The organism is Lysinibacillus sp. fkY74-1 (genome assembly GCF_053165895.1).
Genome location: NZ_CP170173.1, coordinates 3838537 through 3856118, shown reverse-complemented (window position 1 = coordinate 3856118; position 17582 = coordinate 3838537). Strand labels below are relative to the sequence as shown.

Genomic DNA, 17582 nt, shown 5'->3' with positions numbered 1-17582 from the left:
CTTCCTTATTAATAACATAACCGAAACAGCATCAGAATACACGCATAATATTAAGAGGGAAATGATAGAAAAATAGCTAAATAACTTGTAGAATTAATATATTAGCTACTATAAAGTGAAATATTTCCCAGTATAGTTAATGAATAAGAAATTAAGGTAGGTATGATAAGGAAAATGAAATGGATCGAAGTCAATACATATGACGAAATGAGCGAAGTGGCCGCAAATATTTTTTTAAAGCAAATACAGAAGAAGCCCAATAGTGTTCTAGGATTAGCAACTGGTGGTTCACCTGTAGGAATGTATAAAGAATTAGTAGCGCGATATCAAGCCGGTCAATTAACATTTAAGGATGTACAAACTTTTAATTTAGACGAATATGTAGGTCTTAAGCGCTCAAGTCCTGCAAGTTATTGGACTTTCATGCACAACAATCTATTTAATGGTGTAAATATTAAACAAGAAAATATACATTTGCCAAATGGTGAGGCAGAGGATTTAGCTGCTGAATGCAAGGCATATGATGCAAGGATTGATGCAGCAGGAGGTATTGATTTACAGCTTCTTGGAATTGGCGTAAATGGTCATATAGGTTTTAATGAGCCAGGTACACCGTTCGATTCGATGACGAATATTGTTGAATTAACGGAATCGACAAGAACAGAAAATGCGATTTACTTTGATGACGCAGCAGATGTCCCAATACATGCCATTACGATGGGCATTCAATCGATTATGAAGGCGAAGGAAATTGTCCTGATTGCCTTTGGTGAAAAGAAGATGGAGGCCATCCAAAAATTAAAAAGTGGCCATATTACTGAAGATTTCCCTGCAAGCCAATTATTAAAACATCCTAACGTCACGATTATTTATGGCGGTACCAATTAACAATAAAAAGCAAAGCCTTCTTATGATTGAAGTCTTTGCTTTCTTGTTTTTCTGATTACCATATGAGCAAGGAATATACGCTCCAGCAAATTACTGCTACAATAACAATTAAATCAACCTTGTTGAAGAGAAAGGTTACTGTTCAAGAGTCTGAAGGTTCCTATCGCTAGAATGTCGATAGTTTCTCCTCAAGAAGTAAATGATCGTATAGAATCATGGGAAGAAGAGGCAATAATAGATAAGTGCCTCACATCAGTATAGAGGCAAGCTTAAGGAAAATAAGAGGAGGAATGAACGTGAAAAATACCGTACCACGTTTACAAAAGGGAGATCTAGTTGGTGTAGTTGCCCTATCAAGTGTAGTAAATCATGAAAAGCTAGGGGACGCATTATCTTTTTTAGACGAGTTGGGTCTTCACTATATTGTAGGGGATACGATCCATGCAACGCATGATTATTTAGCTGGTAGTGATGAAGTTAGGCTAGCTGATTTTCATGAAATGGTAAAAAATCCTGAAGTGAAAGCTATTTTTTGTGTAAAGGGTGGCTATGGCTCTGCTCGCATAGCTGAAAAAATTGATTATACGTTATTAGAGGAAAATCCAAAAATTTTCTGGGGCTTTTCAGATATTACCTATTTGCATTGTGCGATCAATGAGTACGCCAATTTAGTAACATTCCATGGACCTATGTTAATGGCGGCCAATAAAATGGATGAACTATCGAAGAAAATGTTTGTACAATTATTTTCCCCCATTGAAATACAATACACGGAGTCAATTTCTCCTTTAACAACCATTGCTGGAGGGGTGGCACGCGGTGAATTAATAGGAGGAAATCTGTATCGTCTTGTCAGCACATTAGGCACTAAATTTGAGATACAAACAGAAGGTAAGATTTTATTGATAGAGGAGTTAGCAGAATCCATTCCTAATATTGATTCGATGTTACAGCAATTAAAGCAAGCTAGGAAAATTGAGCAACTAGCAGGTGTTGTCATTGGTTCCTTTACACAAACAGAAGCGAATGAAACAGCCTTACATAATTTAATGAAAGAGTATTTTGGAGACTTAGGTATTCCTGTTGTGGCAGGTTTTAAAATAGGACATGAATCAACCAATGTAGGCATTCCCTTGGGGGTAGACGCCTATTTAGATGCAGAGGAAAAAGTGTTGAAGATATTACCAGGTGTGTATTGACTATAGGGAGATGTTAAATGATATGGATATTGAGAAAAAACTCTATGAGGCAGCCGTCCAATTAGTGGAGAAAAGATATCCGTCAGGATGGGGTGGAGCGGCGGCTTTGTATTCGGAGGACGGGCATATTTTAACTAGTGTTGCACCAGAGGTCATCAATGCAGCTACTGAATTATGTATGGAAACGGGTGCTATTCTGGAGGCACATAAATTGAATACAAAGGTGACACATTCGATTTGTGTTGCTAGAGAAAATGAAAAATCTAAATTCGTAGTACTGACACCCTGTGGGGTCTGCCAAGAAAGACTCTTTTATTGGGGAGAGAATGTGAAAGCAGCAGTTACGAATACAGACGATACACTACTATTTAAAACTTTAAAAGAGATACAACCCTATCATTGGTATAAGGCCTATGAACAATAATGCAAAAAAGACGTTACATAAAAATGTAATGTCTTTTTACGTTTGCCTTAATAAGGCTCAGCATTATGGCCTTTATCTATCGCATTTTGAGGGGCTTGATCTCCATCAATATTGCCAAGTGGCTTTGAAGTTGAGGATTCCTTTCTAGCCTTATGCAACCCTTCTTTTAGCAAACGACCATATTCTTCATCTGCTTCTTCCGCAAGTGCAATCATGGCATTTTGTATCTCCATATGACAGACCGATAAATCACGAATTAAATTGGCAAGCAATTCATCGCGCTCCCATTGCTCAAAGTTACGATAAGTTTCGCCAGCTTGCTTGGTATTACTTTGACGGTCAATGGATTCTCGAACAAGGTTGCCTTCTACATATGGAGTATATTCCTTACCATCCTGTGTTGCTTCCTTTAAGCCATTTAACATGGAGGGCTCATAATTAATATGTGGATTTTGACCAGGTGCTAAATCCCGTTTATACATCATTTGCCCACCGCTTTGATTGGTTGCTACACGTTTTTTTGGCGCATTAATTGGTAATTGAAGATAGTTAGCTCCTACACGATGACGCTGTGTATCCGAATAAGAGAATGTACGACCTTGCAACATTTTATCATCAGAGAAATCTAAGCCATCGACTAGTACGCCCGTACCGAAAGTAGCTTGTTCTACCTCTGCAAAATAGTCCTCAGGATTTTTGTTTAACACCATTTTACCGACTGGATACCATGGGAATTGATCGTTTGGCCAAAGCTTTGTGTCATCCAATGGATCAAAATCAAGCTCAGGATGTGGACCATCCTCCATAATTTGAACATGTAACTCCCATTCAGGAAATTCTTCACGTTCAATCGCATCATATAAATCCTGTGTGGCATGATTAAAATTTTTCTGCTGAATTTCTTCTGCTTCTTTTTGTGTTAAGTTTTTAATGCCCTGAAGTGGCTCCCAGTGATATTTGACGAGGACCCCTTTGCCTTCCTGATTAACCCACTTATACGTATTGACGCCAGAGCCCTGCATCATACGATAGTTAGCTGGAATACCCCAAGGTGAATATACAAATGTAACCATATGGAAGGATTCTGGTGAGCTAGCACAAAAATCAAAGAAACGTTCAACGTTCTGAATATTAGTAATAGGATCAGGCTTAAATGCATGAATCATGTCAGGGAATTTCATGGCATCACGGATAAAGAAGATTTTTAAATTATTACCAACTAAATCCCAGTTGCCATCCTCTGTATAAAATTTTACAGCAAAGCCTCGTGGATCTCGTAATGTTTCAGGAGAGTGTCCACCATGTATAACCGTTGAAAAACGGACAAATACAGGTGTTTTTTTTCCTTTATCCTGAAAGACCTTTGCCCGAGTATATTTAGAAATAGGTTCATTGCCTACAACACCATATGTTTCAAAATAACCATGTGCACCAGCACCGCGAGCATGAACAACTCGTTCCGGTACTCGCTCCCTGTCAAAATGACTTATCTTCTCTAGAAAATCATAATTTTCAAGTGTTGCAGGACCGCGATTACTGACTGTTCGTAAATTTTGATTGTTAGTAATGGGATGCCCCTGTCGATTTGTCAATGTTGTATCTTGATCATGTGTTGAATCATTTTTCTGCGTCATCGTATGACCCCTTTCCAATAGATACGTCCATTTTGTCCTTGAAAGGGGTAATTTAGACATAGGGAATTTTTACATATTCGCTAATAAAAAAAGCTCTCCATACATAAATGTAGGAGAGCCTTGGATGGTGTTTTCAAATGGAATCAAGTTTTTTGAGTATGGCCTTTACCTATAGTTGGTCATTAGTCATGGGTCATACAGTAACAGGTAACTTGTTATTGGTTTTAATCTAATTAGCCGTAAAGCTAAATTTGAAAACAGCACATCCAACTCGGTTTGGAGTCTCACCGCCCCGAGACTAGAAATAGCGGGAATCATCAAAGTTAATTTGTATACTGTAATTTTTTGAATTAATAAGATTGGATAATTTATGTGCCTCTTTTTCAAGCTTCATTGCGCGCTCCCGATAGTCGTCAGGCTCATATAATGCAATCTCGTATAGCATTGCTCCATCACCATAGCCAAAACGAACACTTTCTTTTTCCCGCATACTAAATTCTTTACATAACTCAGCCTCAGCACGAAGCTGTGTAGCTAATTCGATAGCTTCTACTAGTGCGAGTTTCTGATCTTTAAATTCTACTGTGTTTTGGATGTTTGCTTCATATACTAGACGATCTAGTGTACGGGTATCTAGACGAACTTGTGCCAATTCGGTTTCGATAAGGGGGAGTGCACGGTTACTTGTTTTAGGAGTCTGTCCCTTTTCTACTGTCACAAAAGCACTACGATGTAATTCACTAATAAGCTCTTGTGTTTTTTTTCCTAAAATACTTTTTAGTTTAACAGCTTCTGCAAGATTGATCACGCAAACACGTCCTTTTTATAAACTTGTAGATGGTGCATTGTTTGATAGGAGGGCAATTTGATAGTCACCTCCATGAATTTGGTTAAACATTTTGCCTGCTGACGCCAAAAGGTCATTCGCTGCTTCATGTGTTAAAGAGGGTCTGAGATAAAAAATCTGTAGCGCCTCAGTCGTATCCTCTGTAACGGCTGTACGTTTAGAATCGACAAATGGAGAACCAAATGCTCCCTTCTCATCACGACTGTAGAGGATCTTGTTGAATGTATTAAAACGCCCATTTAAACCCTCATAACCAATGTCTTCATGGCCAAGAGCTATTTCTACATATCCTTTCATAAAGGCTATATCATATAGACCAACTGGAATTTCATATTGAAGAGAGAAGAAGTTATTTAAATCTACAGCAGAATGAAATGGTGTTACATAGTTTTGTTTACTAATTCGCCGCATAAGACTTTCTGCTGAGTGTCGATAACGATTTGGATCGGCACCTAGCTTTTTCCAAAATACCCGCCATTCAGCAATACCCTCACGCTGGTTCACAGGAAAATCCTGCATGTCTAGAAAAAGGTTTTCTTGATACAATTGCATCCGACCTTTAATCATTTGAGGGGATTCTGCTACAACAATTTTGGTATAATGAATAATGCCGATTTTTAGCTCGGGATGTTGCGTTAATAGAGATTCATTAATGGAAATTTCCAAAGAACATCACCTACTTTATCTATTTCTATTATTGTATCATGTAAGGAGTTGGAAATAAAATGAACATACATGACCTACAGCGAGACTTTGTGGCATATGCAAGAGCCATTGGCGTTGATAAAATAGGTTTTACAACAGCAGCTCCCTTTACAGAATTAAAAAACCGACTGCGTCGCCAGCAGGAGCTTGGTTATCAGTCTGGCTTTGAAGAAAGTGATATTGAAAAACGTACCGAACCCCTTCAATTATTAAACGAAGCAGAGAGTATTGTCTCGATAGCCGTTGCTTATCCCTCCCGTATGCAAAATGCACCCATTGGTAAAAAGGGAGCTAGAAGAGGAATATTTTGCCGTGCTTCATGGGGTGTCGATTATCATACAGCAATTCGTGAACGTTTGAAGTTATTATCTGCTTGGCTTGAGGAGCGTGTCGAAGGTGTACGTATCGAGTCGATGGTTGATACAGGTGCACTTGTAGACCGTGCTGTAGCAGAACGCGCAGGCATAGGCTGGAGTGGTAAAAACTGTTCGATTATAACACCTGAATTCGGGTCATATGTGTATTTAGGAGAGCTCATAACCAATGTTCCATTCTCGCCAGATAAGCCAATGGAGGATGAGTGCGGGGAATGTCGCTTATGCTTGGATGTTTGTCCAACGGGTGCATTAATCCAAGGAGGGCAATTGGATGCACAACGTTGTATTGCCTTCCTCACTCAAACGAAGGGAACACTTCCTGATGAGTTTCGTAATCACATTGGTAATCGCCTCTATGGTTGTGATACATGCCAGACTGTGTGTCCCAAAAATAAAGGGAAGATTAATTGGATTCATGATGAATTTATACCGGATCCGGAGCTTGCCAAACCATTATTAACACCACTATTAACGATTTCCAATAGAGAATTTAAGGCCAAGTTTGGCCACGTTTCTGGTTCATGGCGAGGTAAAAAGCCTATTCAACGAAATGCCATCCTTGCACTGGCCCATTTTAAAGAGGAAGCGGCTATACCAGATCTCATCAACCTTTTGAAGAACGATGATCGTCCAGTCATACGAGGCACATCAGCATGGGCTTTAGGGAAGATAGGCGGAGAACAGGCTAAGTCTGCCCTATATGACGCGGAAGCTAATGAGCAGGACGAAGAAGTATTGAACGAAATTCACAAAGGTTTGCAGTTTTTTCATGAATGAAGAGAAAAAACACTCCATTAAATGAGTTCCACTTAAAGAAATTTTTATAATAAGGAAGTGTATCGTTATGCCATTGCATATCGTTTTATATCAACCAGAAATTCCAGCGAATACAGGAAATATTGCTCGCACTTGCGCTGGTACAAATACATCATTACATTTAATTCGTCCACTAGGCTTTTCAACCGATGATAAAATGTTAAAGCGGGCAGGCTTAGATTATTGGCATAGTGTGAATATTGTTTATCATAATTCACTGGATGATTTTATAGAGTACTCTAGAGATGGAGATGTATATTTAATCGAAACATATAGTGATGAGCCGTTCACCACACATGATTTTAGTAATAAAGAGCGTGACATTTACTTTATGTTTGGAAAAGAAACAACAGGCTTGCCAAAAGACTTTGCGTATGAACGTCGTAATATGTGCTTGCGTATTCCACAAAGTGATCATGTCCGTTCACTCAACTTATCTAATACGGCTGCGATTGTTATATATGAGGCATTACGACAACAGGGATATCCAGGTTTACATTAATAAAAGCAGTTCTCATTTGTGAGAACTGCTTTTTACTAAAATTTTAATAATACAACATTTCCAGCTGGATCTTCAGTTTGGAATCCACCGTCTATATCGATAACACGTGCACCAATTGTGCGAAGGTTTGCTTTCATCATGGATGCTTGTTCTTCATTATCTAAACGCAGTGAGAACGTTTTTAAGCCTACTTGGTTTTCTCCAAGCTTTGGAGCATTTTCTGAGTGCCAAGTGTTTAAGCCAATGTGATGGTGATAGCGGCCAGTAGAAATAAATAATGCCTGTGAACCATAGCGTGCCACAATATCATAGCCTAAGCCCTTTGTGTAAAATTGTTCAGCCTCTGCCAAGTTCGAAACAGATAAGTGAATATGTCCCATCACTGTACCTGATGGGAGGCCATCCCAATTTCCATCACCTTCTTCTAAAATCGATCGAATATTTAGTGGCTCTGTTACCATATTCACTTGGTCCTGATGCCAATCCCATACATTTTCAGGGCGATCTGCGTATACCTCAATACCATTATGATCAGGATCATTTAAATAGAGTGCTTCACTGACAGCATGATCAGAAGCCCCAAGATATACTCCTTTTTCGTGAAAATGCGTTATAATATTTGCCAAATCACGACGAGTTGGTAATAGTAATGCAAAGTGATAAAGTCCAGTCGTCATGCTAAGCTTTTCTTCCACTGTGTCTGGTTGGACTATTGTTAATAGTGCAGTATGTCCATCTGCTGTTAAAGTAGCTTTATGTGATTCTTGGTGTAAAACGTTGAAGCCAATAACCTCTTGATAAAATGTTAAAGAACGTTGAAGATCGCTTACTTTTATTTCAACATTTGTTACATATGTGTTAGGTTTTTCATGAAAATGCATATAGAATACCTCCGGTAAGTTATTTTTATTCATTTAGTTACTTTATGTAAGTTAGTTTATTTTAATAATAACTGAAAGTCAAGTAAGTTATTTTATTGTCGACAAAAAAGAAAATCACTAAGCATATCTAATGCTTAGTGATTTTCTCGAGGTATTATTTATCCGCTTTGTAATCGCCTTCGTACCCAGCAGTAAAAATAGCTGTTAAGAAAGCAACTGTTACACCAATGATTAATAATAGTTTCATGGAAGTAACCCTCCTCATGTAATAAAGACATCTCTATTTAGTATAGCCTATCTACTATAAAAATGAAACGACATACCTGAATAAAATATGTCAGAAATGGTTCAAACGTATAATTATCGGGAAAACTATTAAGGAGGTGATTAGTATGAAAAAAAAGGTGCCAAACATTGAAAATGGTACGATGGCGAGAGATATGAAGGAATTAAAAGATTTGGGCAAACAAATGGAACATTTACGTGATGGTCTAGAGCTTGCGGATGATGAGCGTATTGCAGATCCTATTCAATTGGAAAGTATCGAGGAAAAGGATGAATAGTGGTAAATAACAGTAGCTTCCTTATTTTTCTTAAATCCAATTTTTTGTATAATGGTACTAGGAAAAAGAAAGGGGTTGTGATTCGTGTATTTACAATCATCGAAAACATTATCAAATGGAGTAGAAATGCCTCGTTTCGGCTTAGGTGTTTATAAAATGACAGATCATGAAGAAACATTACAATCCATCGATACAGCGCTGAAGTTTGGTTATAGAGCTATCGATACAGCATCTTTGTATGGGAATGAAGCAGAGGTAGGAGAAGCTATCCGTTATTCAGGTATACCACGTGAGCATATTTTTGTTACCACAAAAGTATGGAATAATGACCAAGGATATGATGAAACCTTACGGGCTTTTGAAGTATCGCTAAAGAAACTTAAGATGGATTACGTAGATTTATATTTGACACATTGGGCTGTTCCAGAAACATTTGAGGAAACTTATCGCGCTATTGAGCGCCTATACGATGAAAAACTAATTCGAGCAACTGGTGTGTCGAACCATCATGAGCATCATTTAGAAAAAATACTAGCAAAGGCCAATATTGCTCCAATGGTTAATCAGGTGGAAATGCATCCGTATTTACAGCAACAAGCATTAAGTGCATATTGCCATGAACATCAGATTGCTGTCACTGCATGGTCACCGTTAGGGCGAGGTGGCGTACTTGATGATTCTACTATCTTAGAAATTAGCAAGGAAATCGGCAAGACCACTGCTCAGGTAGTGTTACGCTGGCATTTACAAAATGACACATTAATTATTCCTAAATCAGTGACACCAAGTCGAATTGAAGAAAATGCACAGATTTTTGACTTTGAATTAACACAGACTCAAATGGAAAAGATAGCGTCATTAAATCGTAATCAACGATTTGGGCAAGATCCAGATCATTTCAAATTTGATTTTTAGTTCTATATATAAATCCCGCTCTCGTTATTGAGAAGCGGGATTTTTTGATGATTGTTCGTCCTTGACGGTAATGCGTTTATTTAAAAATGGATGGTCAAATTCTAATTGGATAGCATGGAGTTCATAATCACCACTAGCAGTTTCTCTTGCGCCGTACATAGTATCACCAATAATGGGATGACCGATGTAGGCTAGATGTACACGGATTTGATGTGTTCGACCAGTTTCAAGAATCAAATGGACCACACAAGAATTCTTGTAGCGTGAAACGACTTCATAATGGGTCACTGCATGCTGTCCAGTTTGCGACACGACACGTCTAGAAGCGTGATGGCGATCCTTACCAATAGATTCAGAAATGGTACCCGATGAGGAGCGTATATTTCCTTGTACTTCCGCTGCATATGTCCGAATAATAGATTTTTCTTCAATCATTCGATCGAAAATTGATTTCGCTAAAGGATGCTTGGCTACAAGTAATAAACCTTGTGTCCCTTTATCTAATCGATGGACATGCTCTGCATAAATACCACCTTGTTCTTGAATATGTGCCCTAACATGGTTCATACATGTATGGGTATCTCGGTCATCATTAGGGTGAGTTGCCATACCCTTTGGCTTCGATACGATTAAGCAATGATCATCCTCATAGACTATATCAATCGCACAAACAGGTGTTGGTTTATAGCTAGACGCTGGGATTGGGAATGTAAATTTGACAATAGTGCCGACTTGTAAAGGAGTATTCCATTGAACAAGTTCATCATTCTCTAAAGTAATAGCTTTTGCCATACGTAATTCATGTACGAGCTTTTTACCTAGTCGCCAGTGATTACGTAAAAGTTCCTCAATCGTTAAGTTATCTTCATTAAATGCATAAAGAAACATTGATCTTCCTCCGTAGAAAAGACCGTATTCTAATGGTAGAACACGGTCTTTTGATTATTTTACAGCTTTTGTAGCTTTGATTAAATAGAAGCTTGCCCCTGCAATTAAAATAAATGCAGTTAATGCTAAAAATGGGATAGTAATAAAGCCTAACCAATTAATATATTGTCCTGTACATGATACGGCGCCACAAGAAGGGGCACTATCCGCTAAAAAGCTAAGCTTTTGAATGCCATAATGATAGAGTGAGATACAGCCTCCGATAACAGAAAAAACCGCTGTTGTAACAGCAATACGGGCATTTTTTTGTATAAAGGCTACAGTGGCCATAATGACAATCGGGTACATAAAAATACGCTGTATCCAACATAATTTACACGGTTCATAATGACGAATTTCAGAAAAGTATAATGAACCAAGTGTAGCTACAGCAGATACTATCCATATAAATAATAAGCCATTTTCCTCTTTTTTAGACATATCAATTCTCCCCTTTATAAAAACACTACTTGTACGATTATAGTTGTTCTAGTTTTATATGTAAATTAACTTACGCAAAATAAGGAAGATAATTTCAGTCTAAAGTATGAACGGCTAATGAAGACGAGCCTAACGCCTTAATGGTATCATTAATAATAGTAATGCTAAAGAAGAGGTGTTTTCGTGAAGGAAAATGAGCATTCCAATATAAGTATATTAAAGGAAATTGCAGAACTATTAAATGAAGAAACTGAAATCGTTACGATGCTAAAAGGGGCCCTTATCCAATTTTTAAATGGCACGAATTTTGAAACAGGCTGGATTTTTTTTATTGATGCAAAGGGACGCTCGGAGCTTGTTGTTCATGAAAATTTACCTGAGGCATTGGAATTTAAAAACTGTCACTATTTAAATAAAGGTGGCTGCTGGTGTGTATCTCGTTATCGTAATGAGGAGCTAAAAAAGGCATCTAATATTATTGAATGTCAACGTATTGAAAGTGCAATCGCAGCTAATGTTGGGGATCATGAAGGAATTACCCATCATGCCACTGTGCCCCTTCAATCAGGGCAGGAACGTTTTGGTGTACTAAATGTAGCTTCTAAGGATACGGTACGTTTTTCTGAGGAGGAGCTAGCTCTATTGGAGTCAGTAGCATTTCAGATGGGTTCTGCTATAAAGCGAATTTTACTGACGAAACAAGAGCAAGAAATGGCCCTTGTAAAGGAGCGCAACCGTCTAGCAAGGGATTTACATGATTCTGTCAATCAACTATTATTTTCGGTTACGCTAACGGCGAGAGCTGGTATTGAAATGACACAGGATAGTGATGTGAAAGAAACATTTAAAGAGATACAGCATTTAACTCAGGATGCGCTTACAGAGATGCGAGCATTGATTTGGCAGCTACGACCAAAGGGATTGGAAAATGGCTTACTGGAAGCGATAAAAGTATATGCTGAGATGCTTGGCTTAAAATTACATGTTACGGTTTCAGGAGTCCTACAATTTCCATCGCGCATTGAAGAGACATTATTTCGAGTAGCTCAAGAGGCTTTAAATAATGTGCGACGCCATGCTGGTGTTTTAGAGGCAGCACTTTATATTACCGTCACGTCTACAGATATTTTATTGGTTATACGCGATGAGGGACGAGGGTTTGTCATTGACAATAATACGAAGCTATTGTCAATGGGCTTACAATCCATTAAGGACCGTGCAAAATCAGTGGGTGGCACTGCTGACTGGGTAAGTGAAATGGGCAAAGGTACGGAACTGCTAATCCGCTTGCCATACTAAGGGGGAGAGGACATGATACGTGTATTAATTGCAGACGATCATCACGTAGTGCGTCGAGGATTATTGTTTTTCTTAAAGACACAAAAAGATATTGAGGTTGTTGGAGAGGCAAAAAATGGACATGAAGCCGTATCATTAGCAGAAAGTATCCAACCAGATATTATTTTAATGGATTTAGTGATGCCTGAGTTGGACGGCATACAGGCGACAAAGCGCATTAAAGCAAAATTTCCAAAAATAGAGATTTTAATGCTGACAAGCTTTTCAGATAGGGACCATGTTGTCCCTGCAATGGAGGCAGGGGCAGCAGGCTATCAATTGAAAGATATTGAGCCAGATGAATTGGTTTTATCAATTCGTCGCATTATGCGTGGCGAAAATACATTACACCCAGAGGCTACAACCACACTTGAAATGGATCGCCAGGAGGCACAGAATGCCCCACATTCGTTAAATCCATTAACACCTCGTGAGCAGGATGTGCTGGCAGAGCTAACAAAAGGGAAAAGTAATCGAGAAATTGCATCCTCATTGTTTGTTACAGAAAAAACAGTTAAAACTCATATTTCTAATATATTTACAAAATTACAAGTACAAGATCGTACCCAGGCTGCTCTATATGCGGTTAAGCATGGTTTGACAGAGGGAAGCGGTAGCTAAAGCAAAAACGACGAGTTTCTACAATGTGTAGGAGCCCGTCGTTTTTAGTGTGGTTATTTACTTTCCACAAATAATTTTTTTGATATCTCTAATAAAGTAGAGCTTGGAGGTAATGCTAAATCCTCTTTTAGTTTTTGTTTATACGTTAGGAAAATTTTGTGCGCCTGCTCATGAAGACCCGCCTGAATTAATGTGTATAAATAGTGCTCAAGCTTTTGTTCATTATAGGGATCATATTCTAACAAAGCATGTAAAAATTCAATTGCTTTATCAGTATCTGAAAAAACGGTAGTTTGGAACCCTTTTTCTAATAACTCTATGTATGATTTCGTCAATCTATCCTTATAGGCTTTTGCCCATTCATAATCATCGAATACAAATAAACCATTTTTATAAATTGCTAGACATTGATGAATTAAAGATATAGAAGGAAATTCTAATCGTGAAAAATCTTCATGAAGTTTTTGAAAATCATATAAGTCACACACGAGACTTGGTTTTTCAAAAATATAGTATTTATTTGAAAAAACAATACAGTTTTCATAGCCAATTGTATTTAATGTTTTTCGTAAGTACGACAAAGCTGTATGAAGATTTGATTTGGCTCTTACATAATCTAAATCTGGCCAAAGTATTTCAATTAAATAATCTCGGTGAATCGGGATATTTGGATGCAAAATAAAATAAGCAAACAATTCCTTCGTCTTTTCGGTTTTAAATGCCACTAAGCTTTTATTGCTATAAACAGCAAATTGATCAAAGCATTGTACGTTTAATAACGTTTGAGTTGCCTGTTGAAGCATTTGTTGTATTGAAAATTCATGCTCAATACGAGTCACCGTTTTTTCTAAACGAGCATGGCTGATAGGTTTTAATAAATAGTCAAGCCCACCAATTTCATAAGCTTGTAAAGCAAATTCATGATAGGAAGTAATAAAAACAACACTGACATGTGGACGCTCTGTTTTAATCATGTCTGCTACTTCAAGTCCAGAAAGTTCTTTGAGTTTTACCTCTAAGAATAGAACCTCAAATTCTATCGAGGGCAGCTCATTAAGAAATACTTCTACACTAGTAAAGGTTTGGATAACCTGAATTTGTTGAAATACTTGTAATTTATTTTGAAAATAATGTAAAGCTAAAGGTTCATTGTCTATTAAAACGGCTCGAATCACATCAAACTCTCCTTTTTACAATTAAATTAAAAACCATTAAACTCTAGTTCATTTTGGTTGAAAAGGCTTTCTATATATACTGAAAGGGCATGAAAAGATAAAATCACTTAATTTCTCTATTAAAAATTTGATACTAGAATAAAGCAATTTGTAGTAGGTCTTCCACAGGCGAGAGTTAGTAATCCTGTGGGGGTGTCACATCACGCCAAATCCTTTCTTAGAAAGTATTCGCCGTTCATTATATAGAAGAAAGAAGTTTTTTATTTGTGTTAAGAGAATTGAAATAATTGTTTAGGCGTTTATGTATCAAACTATTCTTATAAAAAATTGAAACAGTTTATATTTAGTAGGAATTAAATGCTGTAAGAGATTGACTTTTAAAAGTAATATTTTTTCTTATATTGTAAAAATAGTATAATGATTGTAATAATTAATCAGGCGTTATTATAGTACATTTGTCTTAAATAAAACTCAAAAAGTACTTAAAAAATACTTAAAAATATAGGATGATAGTAATTAAAATGCATTTTGCTGAGAAAAAAATAAGATCTTCTAAGAAAGGGGCTTCGCTATGAAATTAGAGCGTCTGCTAACAATGATAATGATATTAATCAATAGAAAAAAGGTAACAGCACAAGAATTAGCAGAATTATTTAATGTGTCGGTCCGTACTATTTATCGAGATATTGAAACGCTAAGCTGTGCAGGGATACCAGTTATTAGCCAACAAGGGGTGCACGGAGGAATTAGCTTAATAGATGGCTATCGTGTAGATAAACAGGTTTTAACAAAGGAAGAGCTTGCGTCTCTGACAATTGCCATTAAAAGTGCTTTGACTACCTATGAAGATTCACACGCATTAGCTGTTCTCGAAAAGCTAACAAGTATTGCAGATGATCATGTAACACAAACCATTGACCACTTATTTGTGGATCTGAGTCCATGGGGGCCAAACATCCTGTTTAAAGAACATATTACGAGTTTAAAAAGTGCTATAGAAAATAGGCATTGTGTAAGCTTTACTTATACCACGGCGCATGGAGAGTTAACAAAGCGAGTGGTGGAACCTCATACAATAGTTCAAAAAGGGAAGACTTGGTATTTATACGGCTATTGCACATTAAGAATGGACTTTCGTCTATTTAAACTGGCAAGAATAAAGAACTTAATGCAAGAAGATTTACACTTTGAGCGGAAGGAAATTAATTTAAGTGAACTTCCATGGGGGAAGGAATGGTATCAGCCACAAAACGTAGTCGATTTAGTAATTAGTTTTGATACGGCTATAACAACATTAGTGGAAGAATCTTTTGGAGTAGCATATGTTGATCATGGGCAGGACAAAATTTATATATCTATACCAGAGGATGAGTGGCTTTACGGTTTTTTACTTAGTTTTGGCAATCGCATAAAAGTATTAGAGCCGCCCCACATAAGGGACATACTTCAAAAACGTGCGCATGAAATTGCTCAATTATATAATCAGGATAATAGTTGACAGACAGTTGTCAGGTTTCCTTTGCTATAGTAAGGACAAATAAAGCGAAGGGTGGAATCAACAATGATGCAAAGCTATTGTCAAAGCTGTGGAATGCCTCTAACAGATGAGGCTTTATTAGGAACGGAAAAAGAAGGTCACAAAAATCAAGACTATTGTACATATTGTTATGAGGAGGGGAGCTTTAAACAACCTAATTTAACCGTTGAAGAAATGATTGATATTTGTGTGCCACATCTAAAGGGAGATGGCATGCCTGCAAACGAGGCCCGTACTATGCTTACATCTTTTTTGCCAAGCTTAAAAAGATGGAGAAAACAGGAGTGGTCAGAACCAAAGATTATAAAAAGAGAAGCATTCCAAATCATAGGAATTTCGACGAAAACAAGCAATGCAAATGAACTGACAGCACAAGCCAAGATCCCGCAATTATGGCAGGATTTTTATGAAAAAAATATTGTTGACCAATTATCTAAGCTGGATAATCAAAATGTGTACAGTTTGTATTCGGACTATGAAACCGATGTAAATGGAAATTATGCAATTACAATTGGTGTAGAAGCTTCAAAGATGAATGATGCATCACCTGAGTGGGTTATTAAGACTATTCCAGCAGCTAAATATTTAGTATTCACATCACATAAAGGGAAAATGCCAGAAATTGTTATCCAAACATGGCAAGAAATTTGGGCATGGTTTGCAAATTCTAAGGTGGAACGAACATATACTGGTGACTTTGAATTGTATGATGAACGCTGCGCAAACCCTCAAGAGGCGCAGGTGGAAGTTTATATCGCTATAAAATAAAAATAAGTCTCCTACCAATCAACTGGTAGGAGACTTTTCATCGTTTTGAGGGGGGATTATTTCAATATGTGGTTCGATATGCACAAGAACCTGACAAAACCGATTTTCTCGCAAGATGGTACGTTCTATTTCTTCAGTAATACGGTGACTGTCAAAAACATTTAAATAAGGGTCAACAGTTACGGTTATGTCGATAAAGTACATATTACCGTGAGCACGGCCTTTAAAGTCTAGGAGCTCGATTACACCATCCACATTCCGAATTAGGACGGATAACGTTTCCACTTCATCGATATCAAATGCATCTGTAAGACTTTGAACAGCTTCCCAAAAAATTTCTACTGCTGTTTTAATAATTAAAACAGCAACAATAAGGGCCGTAAGAGAATCGATAATTGGAAAACCAAAAATTGCTCCAAAGATTCCTATTGCTGTGCCAATACTAACAAATGCATCTGATCGATTATCAAAGGCAGCTGCTTTGACAGCGGAGCTTTTTATTTTTTTAGATAGTGCCAAATTATAGCGATAAACGATATACATGACAGCACCACTACCTATTGCTACAAATGCGGTTAAGAGGGAAGGAGTTGTGCCGGATGGTGCCCATAAGCTTTTTAAAGAATTGATTAAAACTTGGAGACCAACAACAAGCATGATAAATGATGCTACTAAAGAGGCAATGGTTTCAGCTCGCAAATGCCCATATTGATGATTAGAGTCAGGTGGCCTTTGCGCAATTCGTAACCCAATTAATACGGCGATGGATGCGATAATATCCGTAGTGTTATTTAAACCATCAGCTTTTAATGCCTCCGAGGTGCCGATATAGCCAATCGTTAGTTTGATGGAGCTTAGGATTAAATAAGTACCAATGGATAACCAAGCGCCTTTTTCCCCTTGACGTAAATTTGTATAGAGCTCCATTTTGTTTCCCCCTCGCAAAATTTTCTGACATTAGAAAACGACTCCCTATTATTAAAAGGGAGTCGTTTTTATCTATTATCACGGTATTAACTCCCAC

The 17582-nt window shown here is 37.5% G+C and carries 19 protein-coding genes; 11 read left to right on the top strand and 8 right to left on the bottom strand.

The genetic code is table 11. The features are described 5' to 3' along the window. Positions 1-174: 174 nt before the first annotated feature. The 3 genes from nagB to ACE1MS_RS19055 all read left to right on the top strand — a co-directional run bounded on the left by nagB (position 175) and on the right by ACE1MS_RS19055 (position 2511). Positions 175-888: a glucosamine-6-phosphate deaminase gene (gene nagB, locus ACE1MS_RS19065; RefSeq protein ID WP_012292138.1), complete on the top strand. Its 714-nt coding sequence runs from the start codon at positions 175-177 to the stop codon at positions 886-888. Positions 889-1178: 290 nt separating this feature from the next. Next, on the top strand, positions 1179-2087 hold the full coding sequence (locus tag ACE1MS_RS19060; RefSeq protein ID WP_012292139.1) for a S66 peptidase family protein: 909 nt from the start codon (positions 1179-1181) through the stop codon (positions 2085-2087). 22 nt (positions 2088-2109) lie between these two features. Then, a complete protein-coding gene (locus ACE1MS_RS19055) occupies positions 2110-2511 on the top strand; it encodes a cytidine deaminase (RefSeq protein WP_031418233.1) in 402 nt (133 codons plus the stop codon). Positions 2512-2558: 47 nt separating this feature from the next. On the opposite strand, the gene ACE1MS_RS19050 is transcribed toward ACE1MS_RS19055, so the two are convergent. The 3 genes from ACE1MS_RS19050 to ACE1MS_RS19040 all read right to left on the bottom strand — a co-directional run bounded on the left by ACE1MS_RS19050 (position 2559) and on the right by ACE1MS_RS19040 (position 5658). Next, the gene (locus ACE1MS_RS19050) at positions 2559-4145 is read right to left on the bottom strand and encodes a catalase (RefSeq protein ID WP_012292141.1); all 1587 of its coding nucleotides are present in this window, start codon (positions 4143-4145) and stop codon (positions 2559-2561) included. A 298-nt stretch (positions 4146-4443) separates the two neighbouring features. After that, a complete protein-coding gene (locus ACE1MS_RS19045; RefSeq protein WP_031418234.1) occupies positions 4444-4953 on the bottom strand; it encodes a hypothetical protein in 510 nt (169 codons plus the stop codon). A gap of 15 nt (positions 4954-4968) precedes the next feature. Continuing rightward, positions 4969-5658: a B3/B4 domain-containing protein gene (locus tag ACE1MS_RS19040; protein ID WP_099806322.1), complete on the bottom strand. Its 690-nt coding sequence runs from the start codon at positions 5656-5658 to the stop codon at positions 4969-4971. A 59-nt stretch (positions 5659-5717) separates the two neighbouring features. Here ACE1MS_RS19040 and queG point away from each other — a divergent pair, with 59 nt between their 5' ends. Together queG and trmL are read left to right on the top strand one after the other, a co-directional pair. Then, on the top strand, positions 5718-6851 hold the full coding sequence (queG, locus tag ACE1MS_RS19035) for a tRNA epoxyqueuosine(34) reductase QueG (protein WP_012292144.1): 1134 nt from the start codon (positions 5718-5720) through the stop codon (positions 6849-6851). 67 nt (positions 6852-6918) lie between these two features. Next, on the top strand, positions 6919-7392 hold the full coding sequence (gene trmL, locus ACE1MS_RS19030; RefSeq protein WP_012292145.1) for a tRNA (uridine(34)/cytosine(34)/5-carboxymethylaminomethyluridine(34)-2'-O)-methyltransferase TrmL: 474 nt from the start codon (positions 6919-6921) through the stop codon (positions 7390-7392). A gap of 35 nt (positions 7393-7427) precedes the next feature. On the opposite strand, the gene ACE1MS_RS19025 is transcribed toward trmL, so the two are convergent. Continuing rightward, a complete protein-coding gene (locus tag ACE1MS_RS19025; RefSeq protein WP_031418236.1) occupies positions 7428-8273 on the bottom strand; it encodes a VOC family protein in 846 nt (281 codons plus the stop codon). A gap of 392 nt (positions 8274-8665) precedes the next feature. On the opposite strand from ACE1MS_RS19025, the gene ACE1MS_RS19020 reads away from it, so the two are divergent. Both ACE1MS_RS19020 and ACE1MS_RS19015 read left to right on the top strand, forming a co-directional pair. Beyond that, positions 8666-8836: a hypothetical protein gene (locus ACE1MS_RS19020; RefSeq protein ID WP_012292147.1), complete on the top strand. Its 171-nt coding sequence runs from the start codon at positions 8666-8668 to the stop codon at positions 8834-8836. Positions 8837-8920: 84 nt separating this feature from the next. Further along, positions 8921-9751 (top strand): aldo/keto reductase, encoded by an 831-nt coding sequence (locus tag ACE1MS_RS19015; RefSeq protein WP_012292148.1) that lies wholly within the window; start codon positions 8921-8923, stop codon positions 9749-9751. Positions 9752-9775: 24 nt separating this feature from the next. Here ACE1MS_RS19015 and ACE1MS_RS19010 read toward each other — a convergent pair whose 3' ends face one another. Beyond that, positions 9776-10639 carry an RluA family pseudouridine synthase gene (locus ACE1MS_RS19010; protein WP_447402562.1) on the bottom strand — a complete coding sequence of 288 codons (864 nt, stop codon included), beginning with the start codon at positions 10637-10639 and terminating at the stop codon, positions 9776-9778. Between the two features lie 54 nt (positions 10640-10693). Next, on the bottom strand, positions 10694-11119 hold the full coding sequence (locus ACE1MS_RS19005; RefSeq protein ID WP_012292150.1) for a disulfide formation protein C: 426 nt from the start codon (positions 11117-11119) through the stop codon (positions 10694-10696). 183 nt (positions 11120-11302) lie between these two features. Between ACE1MS_RS19005 and ACE1MS_RS19000 the strand changes: the two genes are divergently transcribed. Both ACE1MS_RS19000 and ACE1MS_RS18995 read left to right on the top strand, forming a co-directional pair. Next, positions 11303-12418 (top strand): GAF domain-containing sensor histidine kinase, encoded by a 1116-nt coding sequence (locus tag ACE1MS_RS19000; RefSeq protein ID WP_197224064.1) that lies wholly within the window; start codon positions 11303-11305, stop codon positions 12416-12418. A gap of 12 nt (positions 12419-12430) precedes the next feature. Further along, on the top strand, positions 12431-13078 hold the full coding sequence (locus tag ACE1MS_RS18995) for a response regulator (protein ID WP_008173403.1): 648 nt from the start codon (positions 12431-12433) through the stop codon (positions 13076-13078). A 53-nt stretch (positions 13079-13131) separates the two neighbouring features. Here the strand turns inward: ACE1MS_RS18995 and ACE1MS_RS18990 are convergent, their stop codons facing one another. Next, positions 13132-14253 carry a response regulator gene (locus ACE1MS_RS18990; protein ID WP_012292152.1) on the bottom strand — a complete coding sequence of 374 codons (1122 nt, stop codon included), beginning with the start codon at positions 14251-14253 and terminating at the stop codon, positions 13132-13134. 571 nt (positions 14254-14824) lie between these two features. Between ACE1MS_RS18990 and ACE1MS_RS18985 the strand changes: the two genes are divergently transcribed. Both ACE1MS_RS18985 and ACE1MS_RS18980 read left to right on the top strand, forming a co-directional pair. Then, complete coding sequence (locus ACE1MS_RS18985) at positions 14825-15751, top strand: helix-turn-helix transcriptional regulator (RefSeq protein WP_447402561.1); 927 nt, start codon at positions 14825-14827, stop codon at positions 15749-15751. 63 nt (positions 15752-15814) lie between these two features. After that, entirely contained in the window at positions 15815-16558 is a 744-nt protein-coding gene (locus ACE1MS_RS18980; RefSeq protein ID WP_447402560.1) for an effector binding domain-containing protein, read from the top strand. An 18-nt stretch (positions 16559-16576) separates the two neighbouring features. Here the strand turns inward: ACE1MS_RS18980 and ACE1MS_RS18975 are convergent, their stop codons facing one another. Beyond that, on the bottom strand, positions 16577-17485 hold the full coding sequence (locus tag ACE1MS_RS18975; protein WP_036165451.1) for a cation diffusion facilitator family transporter: 909 nt from the start codon (positions 17483-17485) through the stop codon (positions 16577-16579). Between the last annotated feature and the right edge of the window lie 97 nt (positions 17486-17582).

Excerpts from the sequence above, each read along its gene's own strand:
- nagB (WP_012292138.1), top strand. The coding sequence starts at position 175 with ATGAAATGGATCGAAGTCAATACATATGACGAAATGAGCGAAGTGGCC.
- ACE1MS_RS19060 (WP_012292139.1), top strand. The coding sequence starts at position 1,179 with ATGAACGTGAAAAATACCGTACCACGTTTACAAAAGGGAGATCTAGTT.
- ACE1MS_RS19055 (WP_031418233.1), top strand. The coding sequence starts at position 2,110 with ATGGATATTGAGAAAAAACTCTATGAGGCAGCCGTCCAATTAGTGGAG.
- ACE1MS_RS19050 (WP_012292141.1), bottom strand. The coding sequence starts at position 4,145 with ATGACGCAGAAAAATGATTCAACACATGATCAAGATACAACATTGACA.
- queG (WP_012292144.1), top strand. The coding sequence starts at position 5,718 with ATGAACATACATGACCTACAGCGAGACTTTGTGGCATATGCAAGAGCC.
- trmL (WP_012292145.1), top strand. The coding sequence starts at position 6,919 with ATGCCATTGCATATCGTTTTATATCAACCAGAAATTCCAGCGAATACA.
- ACE1MS_RS19025 (WP_031418236.1), bottom strand. The coding sequence starts at position 8,273 with ATGCATTTTCATGAAAAACCTAACACATATGTAACAAATGTTGAAATA.
- ACE1MS_RS19020 (WP_012292147.1), top strand. The coding sequence starts at position 8,666 with ATGAAAAAAAAGGTGCCAAACATTGAAAATGGTACGATGGCGAGAGAT.
- ACE1MS_RS19010 (WP_447402562.1), bottom strand. The coding sequence starts at position 10,639 with ATGTTTCTTTATGCATTTAATGAAGATAACTTAACGATTGAGGAACTT.
- ACE1MS_RS19005 (WP_012292150.1), bottom strand. The coding sequence starts at position 11,119 with ATGTCTAAAAAAGAGGAAAATGGCTTATTATTTATATGGATAGTATCT.
- ACE1MS_RS18995 (WP_008173403.1), top strand. The coding sequence starts at position 12,431 with ATGATACGTGTATTAATTGCAGACGATCATCACGTAGTGCGTCGAGGA.
- ACE1MS_RS18985 (WP_447402561.1), top strand. The coding sequence starts at position 14,825 with ATGAAATTAGAGCGTCTGCTAACAATGATAATGATATTAATCAATAGA.
- ACE1MS_RS18980 (WP_447402560.1), top strand. The coding sequence starts at position 15,815 with ATGATGCAAAGCTATTGTCAAAGCTGTGGAATGCCTCTAACAGATGAG.
- ACE1MS_RS18975 (WP_036165451.1), bottom strand. The coding sequence starts at position 17,485 with ATGGAGCTCTATACAAATTTACGTCAAGGGGAAAAAGGCGCTTGGTTA.